The 19,065-nt window shown below is 73.9% G+C and carries 10 protein-coding genes; 3 read left to right on the forward strand and 7 right to left on the reverse strand.

Annotation, left to right across the window (positions count from 1 at the left end; translation table 11 throughout):
* Window positions 1-5: 5 nt before the first annotated feature.
* The 3 genes from ABZ899_RS13015 to ABZ899_RS13025 form a co-directional block, all read right to left on the reverse strand.
* Window positions 6-3,629 carry an ATP-dependent DNA helicase gene (locus tag ABZ899_RS13015; RefSeq protein ID WP_361344877.1) on the reverse strand — a complete coding sequence of 1,208 codons (3,624 nt, stop codon included), beginning with the start codon at window positions 3,627-3,629 and terminating at the stop codon, window positions 6-8.
* 171 nt (window positions 3,630-3,800) lie between these two features.
* Entirely contained in the window at window positions 3,801-7,184 is a 3,384-nt protein-coding gene (locus ABZ899_RS13020) for an ATP-dependent DNA helicase (RefSeq protein ID WP_361344879.1), read from the reverse strand.
* A 311-nt stretch (window positions 7,185-7,495) separates the two neighbouring features.
* Window positions 7,496-7,882, reverse strand: a complete 387-nt coding sequence (locus ABZ899_RS13025) for an MGMT family protein (protein ID WP_361344881.1) — start codon at window positions 7,880-7,882, stop codon at window positions 7,496-7,498.
* Window positions 7,883-8,068: 186 nt separating this feature from the next.
* Between ABZ899_RS13025 and ABZ899_RS13030 the strand changes: the two genes are divergently transcribed.
* From ABZ899_RS13030 to ABZ899_RS13040, 3 genes are all read left to right on the forward strand, one after another.
* Window positions 8,069-10,843, forward strand: coding sequence for a lysylphosphatidylglycerol synthase transmembrane domain-containing protein (locus ABZ899_RS13030; RefSeq protein ID WP_361344882.1), 2,775 nt, complete (start codon window positions 8,069-8,071; stop codon window positions 10,841-10,843).
* 132 nt (window positions 10,844-10,975) lie between these two features.
* On the forward strand, window positions 10,976-12,523 hold the full coding sequence (locus ABZ899_RS13035; protein WP_361344883.1) for an alpha/beta hydrolase: 1,548 nt from the start codon (window positions 10,976-10,978) through the stop codon (window positions 12,521-12,523).
* A gap of 133 nt (window positions 12,524-12,656) precedes the next feature.
* Complete coding sequence (locus ABZ899_RS13040; protein WP_361344885.1) at window positions 12,657-14,198, forward strand: alpha/beta hydrolase; 1,542 nt, start codon at window positions 12,657-12,659, stop codon at window positions 14,196-14,198.
* A 300-nt stretch (window positions 14,199-14,498) separates the two neighbouring features.
* On the opposite strand, the gene moeZ is transcribed toward ABZ899_RS13040, so the two are convergent.
* From moeZ to ABZ899_RS13060, 4 genes are all read right to left on the reverse strand, one after another.
* Window positions 14,499-15,677, reverse strand: a complete 1,179-nt coding sequence (gene moeZ / locus ABZ899_RS13045; RefSeq protein WP_361344887.1) for an adenylyltransferase/sulfurtransferase MoeZ — start codon at window positions 15,675-15,677, stop codon at window positions 14,499-14,501.
* Between the two features lie 63 nt (window positions 15,678-15,740).
* Window positions 15,741-16,601, reverse strand: a complete 861-nt coding sequence (locus ABZ899_RS13050) for a spherulation-specific family 4 protein (protein WP_361344888.1) — start codon at window positions 16,599-16,601, stop codon at window positions 15,741-15,743.
* A complete protein-coding gene (locus ABZ899_RS13055; protein WP_361344890.1) occupies window positions 16,589-17,581 on the reverse strand; it encodes an NAD-dependent epimerase/dehydratase in 993 nt (330 codons plus the stop codon). Before ABZ899_RS13055 ends, ABZ899_RS13050 begins: the two co-directional genes overlap by 13 nt.
* Before the next feature lie 223 nt (window positions 17,582-17,804).
* Entirely contained in the window at window positions 17,805-19,034 is a 1,230-nt protein-coding gene (locus tag ABZ899_RS13060) for a hypothetical protein (protein ID WP_361344892.1), read from the reverse strand.
* Window positions 19,035-19,065: the final 31 nt, after the last annotated feature.

A 19,065-nucleotide genomic window follows, 5' to 3' on the forward strand; every position in this document is an offset into this window, starting at 1 on the left:
CGAGCCTATCGGCCCGCGCGGGCATCCTGATTGGGCGGTTCCTCACACTCCGTCTCCCCGGCGGGCTCGCCGGTGAGCAGGCGTTCCAGCGCCGAGCGGTCCGGCAGGTCGTCCGGGCGTACGACCTCGCCGCTGCGGACGTACAGGAAGACGGCGTCCACCGACTCCAGGGGGACGCCCTGCTGCTCGGCCCAGGCGAGCCGGTACAGGGCGAGCTGGAGGGGGTCGGCGGTGCGGGCGCGGTTGGTCTTCCAGTCGACGATCTCGTACGTCGCCCCGTCGCCGTCTCCGTCGCGGTACACGGCGTCGATGCGGCCGCGGACGACCCGGCCGGCGATCGCGAGCTGGAACGGGGCCTCCACCCGGTACGGCGTGCGGTGCGCGTACTCCGTGCGCTCGAAGGCGTCCTTGAGGGCCTCCAGGTCGCGTTCGTCGGCGATCTCCGCCTCGCTGCCGGGCAGCTCATCGGGCTCCAGCATCGGCAGCGTCAACTCTTCGAAGCGGGCTTCCACCCATGCGTGGAATCGGGTGCCTCGGCGTGCGGCGGGTTGCGGGGGGCGCGGCATGGGGCGCGCGAGTTCCTGCGCGAACCCGTCCGGATCGGCGGCCAGCCGCATCAGCTGGGAGGCGGTCAGGGACGCGGGCAGCGGTACGTCCGTGACGCTCGCGCGGGCGCGCAGCAGCTCGCCGGTCAGGGCGTCGAGGTCACGGTCCCAGGAGGCGAGGGTGCGGGCCTCTTCCGGTGTGAGGTGTTCGCCGTCCGCCGTGCGCGGGCGCGGCCGCGCCGCCTGGTGCGGGATGGCCGGGCGGCCGGTGGTCCGGGACTCCGGGTCGCGAGGGCGGTGGTGTCCGGCGGTCGCGTCGGGGGCGCTCTCGTGCTGGATGGCGCTCTCGTACGGGGTGTCGTCGTAGGCGCCGTCCTCGAAAGGGGCCTCGTCGAGCGGGGCGTCGTCGAGGGGAGCGTGGTCGAGGGGAGAGTCGTCCCACAGATCGGATGCGCCGGGGTCGTCGTCCGGGTGGGCGTACGCGTCGGCGAACGCGCGGTCGTCGTCCTCGTCCGGCGGGGGCGGCCAGTCGGGGTCGTCGTAGGTGCCGGGATCGTGCGTCGCGACGGGGTCGTCCCGGGACGCCAGCCGCTCCAGGTGGGCCAGGACCGTCTCGGCGGCCGCGCGGCGCCGGGCCAGGGCGGTCTCGTCCAGGGGCAGGGGCCAGGCGTGCTCGGCGCCCTCCCGGAGCAGGGCCGGGTTCTCCGCGCCGTCGGCCGGCTCGTCGGCCCACACCTCGATCTCTCCGTGCCCGGTCGCGCAGTGGTCGTGGAGGGCCAGCAGGAAGTCGGAGGGCCCGCGGGGCTTCTTCTGGCTGGGACCCCACCAGTGGCCGGAGCCGAGAAGCAGCGAGCGGGGCCGCGTGAAGGTGACGTAGCCGAGGCGCAGCTCCTCGGTGTGCTGGTGCTCCTTCATGGCCTCGTGAAAGGCCTTCAGGCCCCGGGAGTCCCAGGAGTCGACGTCGGGGAGCGTGTCGGCGTCGCCGCGCAGCTCGTGCGGAAGCACCTTGCCCTGCGCGGTCCATTTCTCGCGGCCCTGGGAGCTGGGGAAGGTGCCGGTGACCAGGCCGGGGACGGCCACGACGTCCCACTCCAGGCCCTTGGACTTGTGGGCGGTGAGCACCTTGACGGTGTTGTCGCCGCCCGGCAGGGCGTTGTCGAGGCCCTTCTCGTACTGGGCTGCGGTGCGCAGGAAGGCCAGGAAGGCGAGCAGGGAGGCCTCGTGGTCGCCGGCGGCGAAGGACGCGGCGATGTCGAGGAAGTTCGACAGGGTCTCGCGGCGGCGGGCGGCGAGCGCGTGCGGGGAGGCCGACAGCTCGACCTCCAGGCCGGTGACGGCGAGGACGCGGTGCAGGACGTCCATGAGCGGGTCGGACAGGGAGCGGCGCAGGTCGCGCAGCTCGGCGGCGAGACGGGCGAAGCGCACGCGCGCGTCGGGCGAGAAGGGCAGCCCGTCGTCGTCCCCGGCGCCGTCCAGCGGCGTCTCCAGGAACGTGTCGAGGGCGTCCGCGAGGGAGATCACCTCGGCCGGGTCGATGCCCTCGACGGCCTCGGCGAGACGGCGGTCGGGGTCGTCGTCGCCGTCCACGCGCGCGTGGGAGACCAGGAGGCGGGCGCGCCGGCCCAGCAGGGCGAGGTCGCGCGGGCCGATGCGCCAGCGCGGGCCGGTGAGCAGGCGGACCAGGGAGGCGTTGGCGCCGGGGTCCTGGAGGACCTCGCAGACGGCGACCAGGTCGGCGATCTCGGGCAGGTGGAGCAGGCCGGACAGGCCGACCACCTCGACGGGGACGTCCCGGGCGACGAGCGCCGCCTGGATCTCCGCGAAGTCGGTCGCCGTACGGCACAGGACGGCGATCTCGCCGGGCTCCTTGCCGGTGTTCACCAGGTGGGCGACGGAGTCGGCGATCCAGTCGATCTCCTCGGCGTGGGTGGCCAGGAGGGCGCAGCGCACGATGCCGTCACGCTCGGCTCCGGGGGCCGGGCTCAGTGCCTCCACACCCGCGTGCAGGGCGCGCAGGGGCTCCGCGAGGCCGTTGGCGAGGTCGAGGAGGCGGCCTCCGCTGCGGCGGTTCTCGCTGAGGGCCTGGCGGGTGGCGGGGCGGCCGTCGGCGTGGGCGAAGTGCTCGGGGAAGTCGTCCAGGTTGGCGACGGAGGCGCCGCGCCAGCCGTAGATCGCCTGGCAGGGGTCGCCCACGGCGGTCACCGGGTGGCCGGTGCCGTCGCCGAACAGGCCGGCGAGGAGGACGCGCTGGGCGACGGAGGTGTCCTGGTACTCGTCGAGGAGGACCACCCGGAACTCGTCGCGCAGGAGGCGACCCACCTCCGGGATCCGCGCCAGGCGCGCCGACAGGGCGATCTGGTCGCCGAAGTCGAGCAGGTCCCGTTCCCGCTTGGCGGCGCGGTAGCGGACGACGAGTTCGGCGAGCTCGCGGCGCGCGGCGGCGGCCTCGGGGACCTTGCGCAGGTCGGCGTTGCTGAGCCTGGTGCCCTGGAGGGTGAGCAGCAACTGGGCGTCGTGGGCGCGCAGCGCCTCGGGGCGCACGAGGTGCTCGGAGAGTTCGGCGTCGAGGGCGAGCAGGTCGCTGACGAGGTCGGCGAAGGAGCGGGTGAGGGCCGGGTAGGGGCCGGGGGCCTCGCGCAGCACGCCCGCGGCGAGCTGGTAGCGGGTGGCGTCCGCGAGCAGCCGGGAGGTCGGTTCGAGACCGATGCGCAGCCCGTGGTCGGTCAGCAGGCGGCCCGCGAACGCGTGGTACGTGGAGATCACCGGTTCGCCCGGCGGCCGGTCCGGGTCGATGGCGTCGGGGTCGGTGACCCCGGCCCGGACGAGGGCCTTGCGGACGCGTTCGGCGAGCTCGCCCGCGGCCTTGTTGGTGAAGGTCAGGCCGAGGACCTGCTCCGGCGCGACCTGGCCGGTGCCGACCAGCCACACCACGCGGGCCGCCATGACCGTTGTCTTGCCCGATCCGGCGCCGGCCACGATCACCTGCGGGGCGGGCGGTGCGGTGATGCAGGCCGTCTGCTCCGGGGTGAACGGGATGCCGAGGAGCTCTTTGAGCTGCTCGGGGTCGGTGATACGGGCGGGCACCTGAGGAAGGCTAGCGGCGGCCACTGACAGCGCGTGCCGGATCGGCCCGCCGGGACGGAAGAAGCGCAGGTCGGAGCCGGGTGGTGCGATCCGTCACGCCGGTCACCGGACCGCGTGCCGTCCCTCGGGGCGGTCACCGCACCCCGCGTGCCGCCCCTCCCGAGGGCGCGGTCACTCGACCACGTGCCGGCCCTCCGGGCGCGCGCTGCACGACGCCCGGAACGCGCAGTGGGTGCAGTGCTGGCCCGCGGTGGGCGTGAACCGCTCGTCGAGGACCTTGCCGGCCGCCGTGGCCAGCAGGTCGCCGACCCACTCCCCCTCCGGGCCGTCCAGCGGCTGCTGCGCCTGCACCTTGGGCAGCGTGTCGCCGCCGTCCCGCTGGGCGGCGCCCTGACGCAGCTGGACGAGTTCGGCGCCGCCCGGCTCGGGCCGTACGCCGTCGAAGGCCTCGTCGACGGCGCCCTCGCGCACGGCGAGCTGGTAGACGGCGAGCTGCGGGTGGCGGGCCACCTCGGCGGCGCTGGGGGCCTGCTTGCCGGTCTTGAAGTCCACGACGTAGGCGCGTCCGTCGGCGTCGGCCTCGACGCGGTCCAGCTGGCCGCGGATGCGCACCTCGAAGTCGCCCGCCTCCAGCGTCACGTCGAAGTCGTGTTCGCTGGCGACCGGGGCGCGGCCCGCCCGGTCCATCACGTGCCAGCGGAGGAAGCGTTCGAGCGCCACGCGCGCGTTGGCCTTCTCCTGCTCGGACTTCCACGGGGCGTCGAAGGCGAGGGCGTTCCAGACGGAGTCGAGCCGTTCCATGAGGACCGCGAGATCGGCCGGTGTGTGCCCGGAGGCGACCTCGTCGGCGAGGACGTGGACCACGTTGCCGAAGCCCTGGGCGACGGTCGCGGGCGCGTCGGCCTTCACCTCGCGGCCGAGGAACCACTGCAGCGAGCAGGTGTTGGCGAGCTGGTCCAGCGCGCTGCCGGACAGCACCACGGGCTGGTCGCGGTCGCGCAGCGGCACCTTCGACTCGGTGGGTTCGAACATGCCCCACCAGCGGTAGGGGTGGGCGGCGGGCACCAGCGGACGGCCGTCGTCGTCGGCGAGCGCGGCCAGCCGGGCCAGCCGGAGCGCTGCGGCCCGGCGCAGGGTGTCCGACGCGCGCGGGTCGACCGTCGTGGCCCGGAGTTCGGCGACGAGGGCGGCCACGGACAGCGGGCGGCGGGGGCGGCCGGTCACGTCGACGGGTTCCACGCCGAGTTCGGTCAGGAACCGGGACGGCTGGTCGCCGTCGTCGGCGGGTGCCTTCACGGCCGTGACGACGAGCCGTTCACGCGCGCGCGTGGCGGCCACATAGAACAGCCTGCGCTCCTCGGCGAGCAGTGCGCCGGGGGTGAGCGGTTCGGCGAGCCCGTCGCGGCCGATGCGGTCGGCCTCCAGGAGGGAGCCGCGGCGGCGCAGGTCGGGCCACAGGCCCTCCTGGACCCCGGCGACGACGACCAGGCGCCACTCCAGCCCCTTGGAGCGGTGCGCGGTCATCAGGCGCACCGCGTCCGGGCGTACAGCCCGCCGGGTGAGGGTGTCGGCGGCGATGTCCTCTGCGTCGATCTGTTCCAGGAAGTTCAGGGCGCCCCGGCCGCCGGTGCGCTCCTCCGCGCGCGCCGCCGTCGCGAACAGGGCGCACACGGCGTCCAGGTCGCGGTCGGCGTTGCGGCCGGCGGCGCCGCCGCGGCGGGCTGCGCGTTCCAGGCGGGTGGGCCAGGGGGTGCCCTGCCACAGGTCCCACAGCGCCTCCTCGGCCGTACCGCCGCCCGCGAGGCGCTCGCGTGCCGTGCGGAGCAGCGCGCCGAGGCGCTGGGCGCCCCGCGCGTACGTGGGGTCGTGCACGGCCAGCCGCTCGGGCTCGGCCAGCGCGCGGGCGAGCAGGTCGTCGGAGGGCGGCGGCAGCGAGTTGCCCGCGGCCCGCTCCTCGTCCCGCAGGGCCCGCCCGAGGCGGCGCAGGTCGGCGGCGTCCATGCCGGCCAGCGGGGAGGCGAGCAGGGTCAGGGCGGTCTCGGTGTCGAGCCAGCAGGGGGCGGGCTCGGTTCCGTCGGGGTCCTCCGCCTCGGAAGCAGCGGACCCGGCCGGCCCGGTCACCGCCGGCGCTTCGTCTGTGCGTCCCGTGCGGTCCTGCCCCGCCACCGCCGTGGCCACCGCGCGCAGTGCCGTCAGCAGGGGCGCGACGGAGGGCTCATGGCGCAGGGGCAGGTCGTCGCCGTCGATGTCCAGGGGCACCCCGGCGGCCGTGAGGGCCCGGCGGACAGTCGGGATGGTGCGGGAGCCGGCGCGCACCAGGACGGCCATCTCGCTCCAGGGGACGCCGTCCTCCAGATGGGCCCGGCGCAGGATGTCCGCGACGTTGTCCAGCTCGGTGCCGGCCGTCGGGTACGTGTGGACCTCGACCCGGCCGCCCTCGTGGACCGCGGTGAGCTCGCGGTGGGCGCGGACCTTGTCGGCCGGGAGCCGGGTGAGCGGCATGCGTCGGGTCAGCAGCCGGGTCGCGGCGAGGAGCGCGGTGCCCGAGCGCCGGGAGGTGCGCAGGACCTCGACGGGGGCGGGACGGCCGTCCGCGCGCGGGAAGGTGTGCGGGAACTCCAGGATGCCGTTCACGTCGGCGCCGCGGAACGTGTAGATCGACTGGTCGGGGTCGCCGAACGCCACGAGGGTGCGGCCGCCGCCGGCGAGGGCGTGCAGCAGCCGCACCTGGGCCGGGTCGGTGTCCTGGTACTCGTCGACGTACACGGCGTCGTACCGCGCGGCGAGCGCCTCGGCGGCGCCGGGCCGCCGGGCGAGCAGGACCGCGCGGTGGACCAGCTCGGCGTAGTCGAGGACGCCCTGGAGGTCGAGGACGTCCAGGTACTCGGCGAGGAAGGAGGCGGCGGCCCGCCAGTCGGGTCGGCCGATGCGGCGGGCGAAGTCGTCGAGGGCGCCGGGGCCGAGGCCCAGTTCGCGGCTGCGGGCGAGGACGGCGCGGACCTCGTCGGCGAAGCCGCGGGTGGTCAGGCAGGCGCGCAGCTCGTCCGGCCAGCGCACATGGGCGAGCCCGAGCCGCTCCAGCTCGGGCTGGCCGGCGAGCAGCTCGCGGACGGTCACGTCCTGCTCCGGGCCGGACAGCAGCCGCAGGGGCTCGACGAACAGGTCGTGGTCCTGGTGGGCGCGGACCAGGGCGTAGCAGAACGAGTGGAAGGTGGTCGCCTGGGGCGCGCGGGCGGCGCCGATGCGCAGCGCCATGCGGTCGCGCAGTTCCACGGCGGCCTTGCGGCTGAACGTCAGCACGAGGATGCGCTCCGGGTCGCCGCCGCGCGCGATACGGGCCGCCACCGATTCGACGAGCGTGGTCGTCTTGCCGGTGCCCGGGCCCGCGAGGACGAGCATCGGGCCGGTGGTGTGGTCAACCACCGAGCGCTGAGCTGCGTCAAGACGAGGGGGAGCCGCCTGGGCCGGAGGGGTACGCACCAACCGGTAAGCGCCACGGGCCCCCTGTCGCACCGTGGTGTGCGACAGGCGCCTGGTGGAGGAAGAGGAGCTCACGTGGTTCGCCGGTCCTGGTGGGTGTGCAGGGGGTCGTGGCCGGCGCGCTGCGCCGTGGCCGGAAGACGGTGGTCGGGGTCGCGGGCGGCCGCCTTCCGCGCGGGGAGGGCGGTGACCGCGGGGTGAGGGGGACACGCGCAGCCGACGCTACGCCGGGGGACAGCACGGAAGCAGGGCTTCCGCTTCATCCCTCGGGTCACTCCTGGCACCTGTGCCCCTCGCCTCACGAACGTACGTCATGCCTCGGACGTGCCCTCCCACCCCGGGACGCGTCACGCGTCACACGGCGGGCCCGCCGATGGCGGAAGCTGTCAGGTGTGACCCTGTGCGCGTCCACCGCCGTCCCAGCGCGCCCGTCTCATGTCGAGGCGCGGCAGATGGCCCTCGGCGGCCCTGCTCGCCTCCTTCAGCGGCGTGCCCTCGGCGCGGTAGTGCTCCAGGGCCCGCAGCTCGTGACCGGGCAGCAGGACGCCGTCCGAGCGGACCACCCGCCACCACGGGACGGCGCCCCCGTAGAGGGCCATCACCCGGCCCACCTGGCGCGGCCCGCCCTCCTCCAGCCACTCCGCCACGTCCCCGTACGTCATGACGCGCCCCGGCGGGATCACCTCGGCGACCTCCAGGACCCGCTCGGCGTACTCCGGCAGCGCGTCCGCCTGCTGCGGACGGGCCGCGTCCGGAAGGCTCTCCTCGCTCATCCGCCCCATCCTGCACCACGCCACCGACAGCGCGACGCGCCCGCCACCGTGCGTAGCCCTCGCCCCGGGGCGACGCTTCGGGCAGACTGTGCGCCCCCGCGTTTGCACCCTGATGCCCCTGTGTGTCGGTGCGGCATGCCACCATCGTGCGGGCGGTGACCGGTGATACGAGACCAAGAAGAGTCGATGAAGCAGCAGGGCGTGCACCCGGAGGACGCGGAGAGCACGTCCGGCGCTTCGCCGCGCCCTGACACCGCGCGCCCGGGCGACAAGGACCCCGAGGGGACCGCCACCAGCGAGGAACAGCAGGCCGGCGAGGGCTCCGATGCCGGTCGCGCGGCCGGCGAGGAGCCGGCCCAGAACGTCGAGGAGGCGCATGCGGACGAGGTGGAGGGCGACGAACCGCTGCTCCCCGCGCGCGTGCACCGCCCCTCCGACCTCGTCCGGGTCCTGGCGGGCTTGCTGGGGATCGTGCTGCTGCTCGCGATCGCCGCGTTCGCGCACGGCACCACCTCGGGCCTCGAACAGGACATCAACAAGGGCACCGGGCAGGCGCCCGACGTGTTCAGCAAGCTCGCGGGGCTGGTCTCCAGCATCGCCATCCTGCTGGTCCCGGTGGCCTTCGCGATCGAACGGCTGATCAAACGGGACGGGCTGCGCATCGCCGACGGCGTCCTGGCGGCCGTCCTCGCGCACGGGGTGACACTCGCCACAGACCTGTGGGTCGCGCGGGCCGCCCCGGACTCCATCCGGGACGCGCTCACCCAGCCCTCCCCCGGTGACGTCGGCTCGCTCACCGACCCGGTGCACGGCTACCTCGCCCCGGTGATCGCGTACATGACGGCCGTGGGCATGTCCCGCAGGCCCCGCTGGCGCGCGGTCCTGTGGGCGGTCCTGGTCCTGTACGCCTTCTCGATGCTGGTCACCGGCTACACCACACCGTTCTCGATCCTGCTGACGCTGCTGATCGGCTGGGCCGTCGCCTACGGGACGCTCTACGCGGTCGGATCGCCCAACGTCCGCCCGACCGGCCGGACGCTGATGGCGGGCCTGCGGCACGTCGGATTCCGTCCGGTGAGCGCGGCCCGCGAGGAGGTCGCCGACACTCAGGAGACCGCCACCGACCGCGGCCGGCGCTACTTCGTCACCCTGGAGGACGGGCCGCCGCTGGACGTCACGGTGGTCGACCGGGAGCAGCAGGCGCAGGGCTTCTTCTACCGCGCGTGGCGCAACCTCACGCTGCGCGGCTTCGCCACCCGCAGCAGCCTCCAGTCGCTGCGGCAGGCCCTGGAACAGGAGGCCCTGCTCGCCTACGCGGCCATCGCGGCCGGGGCCAACGCGCCGAAGCTGATCGCCACGTCCGAGCTCGGCCCGGACGCCGTGATGCTGGTCTACGAGCACACCGGCGGCCGCACCCTGGACTCGCTCGCGGAGGAGGAGATCACCGACGATCTGCTGCGCGACACCTGGCTGCAGGTCAAAGCGCTGCAGTCGCGCCGTATCGCGCACCGCAGGCTGGTCGGCGACGCCATCCTGGTGGATCGTTCCGGCAAGGTGATCATCACCGACCTCCGGATCGGCGAGATCGCGGCGAACAGCCTGCTGCTGCGCATGGACATCTCCCAGCTGCTGGTCACCCTCGGGCTGCGCATCGGCGCCGAGCGTGCCGTGGCCTCGGCGGTCGGCGTGCTCGGCCCGGACGCCGTGGCCGACTGCCTGCCGATGCTCCAGCCCATCGCGCTGAGCCGCTCCACGCGCGCGACGCTGCGCCGGCTCGCCCGGGAACGCGCGCAGCGCGAGCGCGACGCGGTCCTGGAGGCGTCCCGGCTGTCCAAGCAGACCCGCAGCGAGGAGGCCGACGCCGGGGCCGACAAGCCGGACAAGAAGACCGTGCGGGCCCAGGCGCGGGCCGAGAAGCGGGCGCTGGACGAGGCCCTGGACGACGCCCGTGAGGAGGACCTGCTCACGCTGATCCGGCACGAGGTGCTGCGCATCAGGCCGCAGGCACCGGTCGAGCCGGCCCGGCTCGAGCGGGTGCGCCCGCGCACCCTGATCAGCTTCATCGCGGGCGCCATCGGCGCGTACTTCCTGCTCACACAGCTCACGCACATCGAGTTCGGCCCGCTCGTCGCGAACGCCGAGTGGGGCTGGGTGGCCGCGGCCGTGCTGTTCTCCGCCGCCAGCTACTTCGCGGCGGCGATGGCCCTGCTGGGCTTCGTGCCCGAGCGGGTGCCGTTCCGGCGGACGGTGGCGGCGCAGGTCGCCGGGTCGTTCGTGAAGATCGTCGCGCCGGCCGCGGTCGGCGGTGTCGCGCTGAACACCCGCTTCCTGCAGCGCGCGGGAGTGCGGCCGGGGCTCGCGGTGGCGAGCGTGGGCGCGTCCCAGTTGTTCGGGCTCGGCTGCCACATCCTGATGCTGCTGTCCTTCGGCTATCTCACCGGAACCGAGAAGACACCCTCGCTGTCGCCGTCCCGCACGGTCATCGCGGGTCTGCTGACGGTGGCGGTGCTGGTGCTCGTCGTGACGTCGGTGCCGTTCCTGCGGAAGTTCGTCGTCACGCGCGTGAGGTCGCTGTTCGCGGGCGTCGTGCCCCGCATGCTCGACGTGCTCCAGCGGCCGCAGAAGCTGGTCACCGGCATCGGCGGCATGCTGCTGCTGACCGCCTGCTTCGTGATGTGCCTGGACGCCTCGATCAGGGCGTTCGGCAGCGAGGGCACCTCGCTGAGCATCGCCAGCGTGGCCGTCGTCTTCCTCGCGGGCAACGCGCTCGGCTCGGCGGCCCCGACCCCGGGCGGCGTGGGCGCCGTGGAGGCCACCCTCACGGTCGGTCTGATCGCCGTCGGCCTGCCCAGCGAGGTCGCCGCGCCCGCGGTGCTGCTGTTCCGTCTGCTGACCCTGTGGCTGCCGGTGCTGCCCGGCTGGCTCGCCTTCAACCATCTGACCCGCAAGGGCGCCCTGTAGGGCCGAGCCCGGCACGCCGTACGACGCGCCGGGCGCCGTACGGTGGAGGGGCACCGGACGAGCGTGGCGCCGCCGTACCCCGTACGGCCCGTGGCCCGGGCGCCGCGCCCCGCACGACCGCAGGATGGGATCATGCCGAACCCGCCCCGGCTGCGCGCCACAGCCCTGACCGCCGCCGCCCTCCTGCTGGCCTCCGCGCTGGCGGCCTGCGGGGACGACGACTCCGGGGACCGTGACCTGACGGCACAGAAGCTGACGTGGCGGGACTGCCCGGCGCCGTCGAAGGCCGAGGGGGGCGAAGGCAGCCCCTCGCCGCTCCCGGACGGCGGCACCTGGCAGTGCGCCAAGATGAAGGCGCCCCGTGACTGGGACGACCCCAAGGGCGACACCATCGACATCGAGCTGATCCGGGTGAGGACCACCGGTGCCGAGAACCGCCGCATCGGCTCCCTGATCTTCAACTTCGGCGGGCCGGGCGGCTCGGGAGTCACCACGCTCCCGGCCTTCGGCGCGTCGTACGAGACCCTGCGCACCCGCTACGACCTGGTGAGCTTCGATCCTCGCGGGGTGGGCCGCAGCGCGCCCGTGTGGTGCGAGGACGACCAGCAGCTCGACGCCTACTTCCAGCAGGACGCGACACCGGACGACGCCGCCGAGCGCAGGGAGCTCGTGGACAGCACCAAGGACTTCAACAACGCCTGCGAGAAGAACTCCGGCGGGATGCTCCCGCACGTCCGCACCACCGAGGCGGCCCGCGACATGGACCTGATGCGCCAGGTCCTGGGCGACGACAGGCTCCACTACTTCGGCATCTCGTACGGCACGGAACTGGGCGGCGTCTACGCCCACCTGTTCCCGAAGAACGTCGGACGGGCGGTGTTCGACGCGGTGGTCGATCCGACCCAGACCCCCGAGCAGCAATCGCTCGCCCAGGCCAGGGGCTTCCAGCTGGCCCTCGACAACTTCGCCGAGGACTGCACCTCCCGGGCCGACGACTGCCCGGTCGGCGACACCCCCAAGGACGTCAAGAACCGCGTCGCCGCACTGCTGAAGGACCTCGACAGGAAGCCGATCAAGGGCATCTTCCCGCGCGAACTCACCCAGAGCGCCGCCACCACCGGCATCCTGCAGGCGCTGTACTCGAAGGACTTCTGGCCCTACCTCACGGAGGGCCTGGAGCAGGCGTACGACGGGGACGGCAGCACCCTGATGCTGCTCTCCGACTCGCTGAACGGACGCAACGAGAACGGCGAGTACAACAACAGCACCGCCGCCAACGTCTCGATCAACTGCGCCGACGACAAGCCCCGTTACACCCCGGCGTTCGTGGAGGACCGGCTGCCGGAGTTCCGGACGGCGTCCGGGCTCTTCGGCGACTCCCTCGCCTGGTCGATGCTCAGCTGCACCGACTGGGCCGTGCCCGGAGCCGCGAACCACCCCGACGTCAGCGCGCCCGGCTCGGCGCCGATCCTCGTCGTGGGCAACACCGGCGACCCGGCCACCCCCTACGAGGGGGCCCGGAAGATGGCGCGGGCGCTGGGCGACGGCGTGGGGGTCGAGATGACCTACCGGGGACAGGGGCACGGGGCGTACGAGAGCGACAACAAGTGCGTACGGGACGCGGTGAACGGCTATCTCCTGGACGGGAAGGTGCCTCCGGCCGGGACGATCTGCTCCTGAAACCCCACAATGACTGAATACCCGCAGGTCAGAGAGTTATCCACAGGGTCCGACGGGCTTTCCGTGATCCGCCTAGTATGGCCGGACCGCCCTCCGCTGCACGGTGCGGAGGGCCCGCGAGGGGGGACACGGCATGGCACGGTTCGTACGGTGGACGGCTCTGACGGCTGCCGCCGCGCTGCTCGCGACCGGGTGCAGCGGAGGCTCGTCGGACGACCCGAAGTCCGACACCGGTGGCACCAGCGCCTCGGCGCCGGCCGCGAGTTCCGGGACCGCGCTGCCCTCCTCCCTGACCTCGCAGAAACCGGACTGGGGGCGCTGCCGGGCCACCGCGGGCTCACCCGCGCCGGGCGGCGAGTGGCAGTGCGCGACGGTCGAAGCGCCGCTGGACTGGAAGAAGCCCGAGGGCAGGACGATCGACCTCGCGCTGATCCGCGCCAAGGCCACCGGGGACGACCGCATCGGCTCCCTGCTGTTCAACTTCGGCGGCCCCGGCGGCTCGGGCCTGGCCACCCTGCCCTGGTACTCGGCGGGCGCGTCCGAACTGCGCGAGCGCTATGACCTGGTGAGCTGGGATCCGCGCGGAGTGGGGGCCAGCGAGGGCGTGCGCTGCCGCCGCGACCGGGAGATCCAGGCGTCCGAGGCCGTTGACCTGACACCGGACACGCCGGCGGAGGAGACCGCGTACTTCCGTGACGCCGCCGACTTCGGCAAGGGCTGCCAAAGGGCCGGAGGCGCCCTCATAGCGCACGTGGCGACCACCGACACCGCGCGCGACATGGACCTGATGCGCCAGGTGCTCGGGGACCGGAAGACCCACTACTTCGGCATCTCGTACGGCACCGAACTGGGCGGCGTCTACGCCCACCTGTTCCCGAAGAACGTCGGCCGGATCGTCCTGGACGCGGTGGTCGACCCGAGCGCCGACGCGGCGGGCCACGCCGAGAACCAGGCGTTGGGCTTCCAGCGCGCGCTGAACAACTACCTGGAGTCCACGGGCCGGGGCGCGGAGGCGGGGACCCGCGAGGTGGTCGACCTGCTGAAGCGGATCGACGCGAAGCCGCTGCCGACGTCGTCGAGCCGCGAGCTCACCGAGTCGCTCGCGCTCACGGGGATCGTCAGGCCGCTGTACAACAAGGCGAGCTGGCCGACCCTGACCAGCGCGCTCCAGGCGGCCCGACAGGGCGACGGCACCGAGCTTCTGGCCCTCGCCGACGAGTACAACGACCGTGAGGCGTCAGGGAAGTACGGCACGGGAAGCCACTCGCAGCGGGTCATATCGTGCCTGGACGACAAGCAGCGGCCGACGGCCGAGGACGCGAAGAAGCTGCTGCCGCGCTTCGAGAAGGTCTCGCCCGTGTTCGGTCCGATGCTGGGCTGGGACACGGCCGGCTGGTGCCACGACTGGCCGGTGTCCGGTCAGTACGACACCCCGGAGGTGAGCGCGCCGGGCTCCGCCCCGATCCTGCTCGTCGGCAACACCGGCGATCCGGCGACTCCCTACGAGGGCACGCGCCGGATGGCCGACGAACTCGGCAAGGGCGTGGGGGTGACGCTCACCTGGAAGGGCGAGGGCCACTCCGCGTACGGCAAGGGCAGCGGCTGCGTGGACTCGACGGTCAACGCGTACCTGCTGAAGGGCACCGTCCCGAAGGACGGCAAGGTCTGCTCCTGACGGCTCATGCAAGATCTTCGCGGGACGACAACCCGCTGCGATCATGAAAGCCGGGCAGAAGCGGCGCGGACGTGGACGGCACTCGGCAACTTGATGCGGGGCGCCGACGCGGGCTGGGCCGGCGAACGAACTTGTGCGGCGGCACTCACCCGGGCCGACGCTCCGCATGGTCCGGGCCAGGCCGTGTCCCCGGGCTGTGCGAGGCCACCCGACGCCGACCGACGACGACAGAAGCCCACGGCACCCGAACTGGTCGGAGCCGTGGGCTTCGTCAGCCTCGCTGGTGGGCGAGACCCGTGATCAGTAGACCGGCTTGTCGGGTTCGATCTGGTTGACCCAGCCGATGACGCCGCCGCCGACGTGGACCGCGTCGGAGAAGCCCGCGGCCTTCAGGACCGCGAGGACCTCCGCACTGCGGACACCCGTCTTGCAGTGCAGGACGATCTTCTTGTCCTGCGGGAGGGTCTCCAGGGCGGTGCCCATGAGGAACTCGTTCTTCGGGATCAGACGGGCACCGGGGATCGAGACGATCTCGTACTCGTTGACCTCGCGGACATCGATGATGTCGATGTTCTCGCCGTCGTCGATCCACTCCTTGAGCTGCTTGGGAGTGATCGTCGAGCCGGCCGCCGCCTCCTGGGCCTCCTCGGAGACGACGCCGCAGAAGGCCTCGTAGTCGATGAGCTCGGTGACGGTCGGGTTCTCGCCGCAGACCGCGCAGTCGGGGTCCTTGCGGACCTTGACCTGGCGGTACTGCATCTCCAGGGCGTCGTAGATCATGAGGCGGCCGACCAGCGGCTCGCCGATGCCCGCGAGGAGCTTGATGGCCTCGTTGACCTGGATGGAGCCGATGGACGCGCAGAGCACGCCCAGCACGCCGCCCTCGGCGCAGGAGGGGACCATGCCCGGCGGCGGGGGCTCCGGGTAGAGGCAGCGGTAGCACGGGCCGTGCTCGGACCAGAACACAGAGGCCTGGCCGTCGAAGCGGTAGATCGAGCCCCACACGTACGGCTTGTTCAGCAGCACGCAGGCGTCGTTGACCAGGTAACGCGTCGCGAAGTTGTCCGTGCCGTCGACGATCAGGTCGTACTGGCTGAAGATGTCCATCACGTTGTCGGCCTCGAGCCGCTCCTCGTGAAGGACCACGTTCACGTAAGGGTTGATGCCCTTGACGCTGTCGCGTGCGGACTCGGCCTTGGAGCGGCCGATGTCGGCCTGGCTGTGGATGATCTGGCGCTGGAGGTTCGACTCGTCGACCTCGTCGAACTCCACGATGCCGAGCGTGCCGACGCCCGCCGCGGCCAGGTACATCAGCGCCGGCGAGCCCAGGCCGCCGGCGCCCACACAGAGCACCTTGGCGTTCTTCAGCCGCTTCTGCCCGTCCATCCCGACATCGGGGATGATCAGGTGGCGGGAGTACCTGCGAACCTCGTCTACGGTGAGCTCGGGGGCGGGCTCGACCAGGGGTGGCAGCGACACGGGGACTCCGTTGGTCGGTCGATCACTACATTTGTTCTCCCCGTAACAGTGCCATGGCCTTTTTCATTCCGAGACACCTGTTCCGATCCGCGAGACGATGTCGTCCCAGTAGCCGGGCATGGTCTCCCAGGGGTCGGTGCGCCCGCCGCGGTCGGTGCGGTCGGTGAACCAGACGGTCGCGGCGCCCTGCCAGCGCGCGATGCGCAGCGCCTCCTCCAGGTGGCCGCGCGGCACCCCGTGGACCAAGTGGCAGAAGCGGCCGGGCGGATAGTCGGCCGTCCACTCCGCCACCTGCGACCAGCGGTACTCGGACCAGGCGCCGGAGAACGTGACGAGCTGGTCACCGCACTCCGCGTACCCGGGGTGAGGGTGGGCGCCGTGGCCGAGGACGATGTGCGCCTTGTCACGCAGCGCGCGCAGCGTGCCGACCGCGCGGCGGGTCTCGGGCAGGTCGGCCCGTTCGACGGGGCAGCGGTCCAGGTAGAAGCCGTCGACCCGGTACCAGTCGACGTACCGCTGGGCCTCGGACATCAGCTCGCCCAGGCTCCGGCCACCGCCCCCTCGGGACGGGCCCCGGCCCGGTGCGCCCGAGCGCGGTCCGCCGGGGCGGGCGGCGTCGAAGCGGGTCGCGTCGAAGCGCGTGGTGCCGAAGCGGGTCGTGTCCAGGCGGGCGGCGTCCAGGTGACCGAGGATGCGGACGCCCGCGTTGCGGAGGCGGCCGGCCGCCTCCAGGCAGTGGGGGTCGGGCTGCGTGCCGGGGCCGTCGGCGACGTTGAGGACGGCCCAGTGCACGGGGGCGCCGGGGTGGGTCAGTTCCGCCCACTCGGCGGGTGCGAGCAGGGGGTGGGCCAGGCCGGGGATGCCTAACCCCGGGCGCAGGTCCGTGCTCGCGGTCGTCGCGGGGGTGCCGGTCAGATACGGCATGCCGCCTCCATCCAGATGTCGCCCAGGGACTCCTCGAGGTTGATGCGGGGGCGCCACCCGAGCCGGTCGCGGGCGGTGCGCACATCGGCCTGCTGCCAGCTGCCGCAGCCGTCCGGGTAGGCGACGGGCGCGGCGTTGTGACCGGTGTGGGCGCCGTGCGCAGCGTGCACCGTGTGGTCGGAGTCGCCCCGGGGGTGGCCGATGGTGGCGCGCAGCGGGCCGGGCGGGCCGTCGAGTTCGTGCAGGGCGCCGCCGTACCCGGCCACCCGGGCGAGGACGGCGGCCGCGTCGCGCAGGCGGACGGCGCGTCCGGAGCCGATGTTGATGACGCCCTGCGCCGCCGAGAGGGAGGCGGCGTGGACGGCACGGGCGACGTCGCGGACGTCGACGAAGTCGCGCTGGGCCCCGAGACCGGTGAGCTTCAGCTCGCCGTCGCCCGACTGCATGGCGCGCCGCATGGCCTCGGCGAGGCGGCCGAGCGGGGAGCCGGCCGGGGTGCCGGGGCCCGCGGGCGAGAAGACCCGCAGCACGACGGCGTCCAGACCGGACCCCAGGACGAGTTCGGTGGCGGCGAGCTTGCTGACGCCGTACGGGCCGCCGGGACGGGGCACGGCGTCCTCGGCCGTGGAGGAGCCGGGCTGGCTCGGGCCGTACTCGGCACCGCAGCCGATCTGCACGAGGCGGGCGCCGCAGCCGCTGCGCCGCAGGGCCTCGCAGACGGTGGCGACGGCGACGGTGTTGTGCCGGGTGAGTTCACGGGCGCCGCCGCGGGTGGCGCCGGCGCAGTTGATGACGACGCCGGGGTGGACCGCGTCGAGGAAGCGGGTGAGGGCTCCGGGGCTGCCGGACGCGAGGTCGAACCGGACGTCCGCGTCGTCGCCGCGGCCCAGCGCGGTGAGCTGGACGGCGGGGTCGGCGAGGAGACGGTCGGCGACGAAGCGGCCGAGATAGCCGTTGGCTCCGATCAGCAGGACTCTCATCGCGCGGCTCCCGGGGCCGAGGGGAGGTCGGGTCGGGAGGTGGTCATGGGAGGTCTCTCCTTCGTCGGGGTGCCTCCGGCGGTTCGGGCCGGGGGCTACGGGTGGTGGGAGAAGCGGGGGGTGGCTGCCGGGGCGAGGGCGTGGAAGCGCGTCCGCGCGGCCGGGACGAGGGGGCGGGGGTGCGGCTGTGCGCCCTGGGCGACACCTCCACCTGGTCGCCGCCTCACCACCGCTCCTCCCCCGCCGTGTGGGCCGACGCCCGGGTGAGGGTGCGGCTCGCGTGGAACAGCAGGGCCAGGGCGGCGGCGCCGCAGGCGAGGGCCGGGACGGCGGCGGGGCCCCAGGTGTCGGCGAGCGCCCGGGTGGGGGTCGCCAGCCACGCGCACCCCGGGAGGCGGGCCGCGAAGACGCAGGCGAGGGCGGTCGCCTCGGCCGCGGCGGTGGCGGTCAGGACGAGCGCCGGGGCGTGGGTGAAGCCGTGGACGGTGAGCAGGCGGGCCAGGAAGAGCAGGGCGCCCAGCGTGAGGGTCTGCGGGTAAGCGGCCGGCTCGTCCAGGGCCGCGGCGGTGGCGGCGGTGAGGGCCGCGAGGGCACCGACGTAGGCGGCGAACGCGGCGAGCAGCAGGGGGTGCACCGAGGTGGCGAAGTCGGCCAGGGCCCGGCTGGAGGACAGCGTGCGGCGGGCCCGTACGGCGAGGAGGTGCGCGCACCAGGCCGCGGGGGCGCAGGAGAGCGCGAGGGCCAGGAGGGGAGCGGTGGTCAGGGGCCAGGGGCCGTCGGTGCCGCCGCTGGGCAGGGCGTCGGGTCCCCCGGTCAGGGCCGCGCGCAGGAGGCCGTCGCCGAGGAGGGCGTAGCCGAGGAGCCAGCCCGTCCAGGTCGCCGTCGGGCGGGTGGGGCGCGTGGTCGACAACGGGCCCCTGGCCAGGGCCGCGCGCAGCGCGAGGAGCACGGTGAGCGCTCCCGCGGCGGCCGCGACGAGGCGGGTCTGGCCGTGGGTGAGACGCACCGCGGCCAGGGTGGCCGTGCCCAGCGCGCCGGGGAGGAGGGTGAGGAGCACCCAGTCGGCCCGTACGCGCGGCGGTGTGACGGGTGCGGGGTCGCCGGGCGCGTCGCCGTCGCGGGGCACGCGCGCGTACATCTCCTCGGCCAGCGAGAACACGTCCCGGTGCCGGAAGCGGGCGGCGGTGCGGTCGGTGATGCCGTGGACCTCGAGGCCGGCGGCGATCTCCAGGGGGTCCACCGCGTGGGCGCACAGGTCATGGTGACGGTGCATCAGGGCCTTCACCGGGTCCACGCCCGCGCGGGGCGGGCGGGGTCGGTCGAGAGGGCCGGCGAGGGCCTGGTCCTCCCGTCCGTCGGCGTCGGCCGTGAGCCACTCCTCGGCACGCTCGTCCCAGACCTCCGGGCTGCCGGGCGCGGTCATGGGGTGGTCGGTCCCTCCTGCGGCGGTCATCGCGCCTCCTCCGTCACCGGGGCCGGGCCAG

This window comes from Streptomyces sp. NPDC046859 (genome assembly GCF_040645135.1).
Taxonomy (GTDB): Bacteria; Actinomycetota; Actinomycetes; order Streptomycetales; family Streptomycetaceae; genus Streptomyces.

Bases quoted from the DNA above. Each gene is read 5' to 3' on its own strand.
- ABZ899_RS13025 (WP_361344881.1), bottom strand. From the start codon at position 7,882: ATGAGCGAGGAGAGCCTTCCGGACGCGGCCCGTCCGCAGCAGGCGGAC.
- ABZ899_RS13030 (WP_361344882.1), top strand. From the start codon at position 8,069: ATGAAGCAGCAGGGCGTGCACCCGGAGGACGCGGAGAGCACGTCCGGC.
- ABZ899_RS13035 (WP_361344883.1), top strand. From the start codon at position 10,976: ATGCCGAACCCGCCCCGGCTGCGCGCCACAGCCCTGACCGCCGCCGCC.
- ABZ899_RS13040 (WP_361344885.1), top strand. From the start codon at position 12,657: ATGGCACGGTTCGTACGGTGGACGGCTCTGACGGCTGCCGCCGCGCTG.
- ABZ899_RS13050 (WP_361344888.1), bottom strand. From the start codon at position 16,601: ATGCCGTATCTGACCGGCACCCCCGCGACGACCGCGAGCACGGACCTG.
- ABZ899_RS13055 (WP_361344890.1), bottom strand. From the start codon at position 17,581: ATGAGAGTCCTGCTGATCGGAGCCAACGGCTATCTCGGCCGCTTCGTC.
- ABZ899_RS13060 (WP_361344892.1), bottom strand. From the start codon at position 19,034: ATGACCGCCGCAGGAGGGACCGACCACCCCATGACCGCGCCCGGCAGC.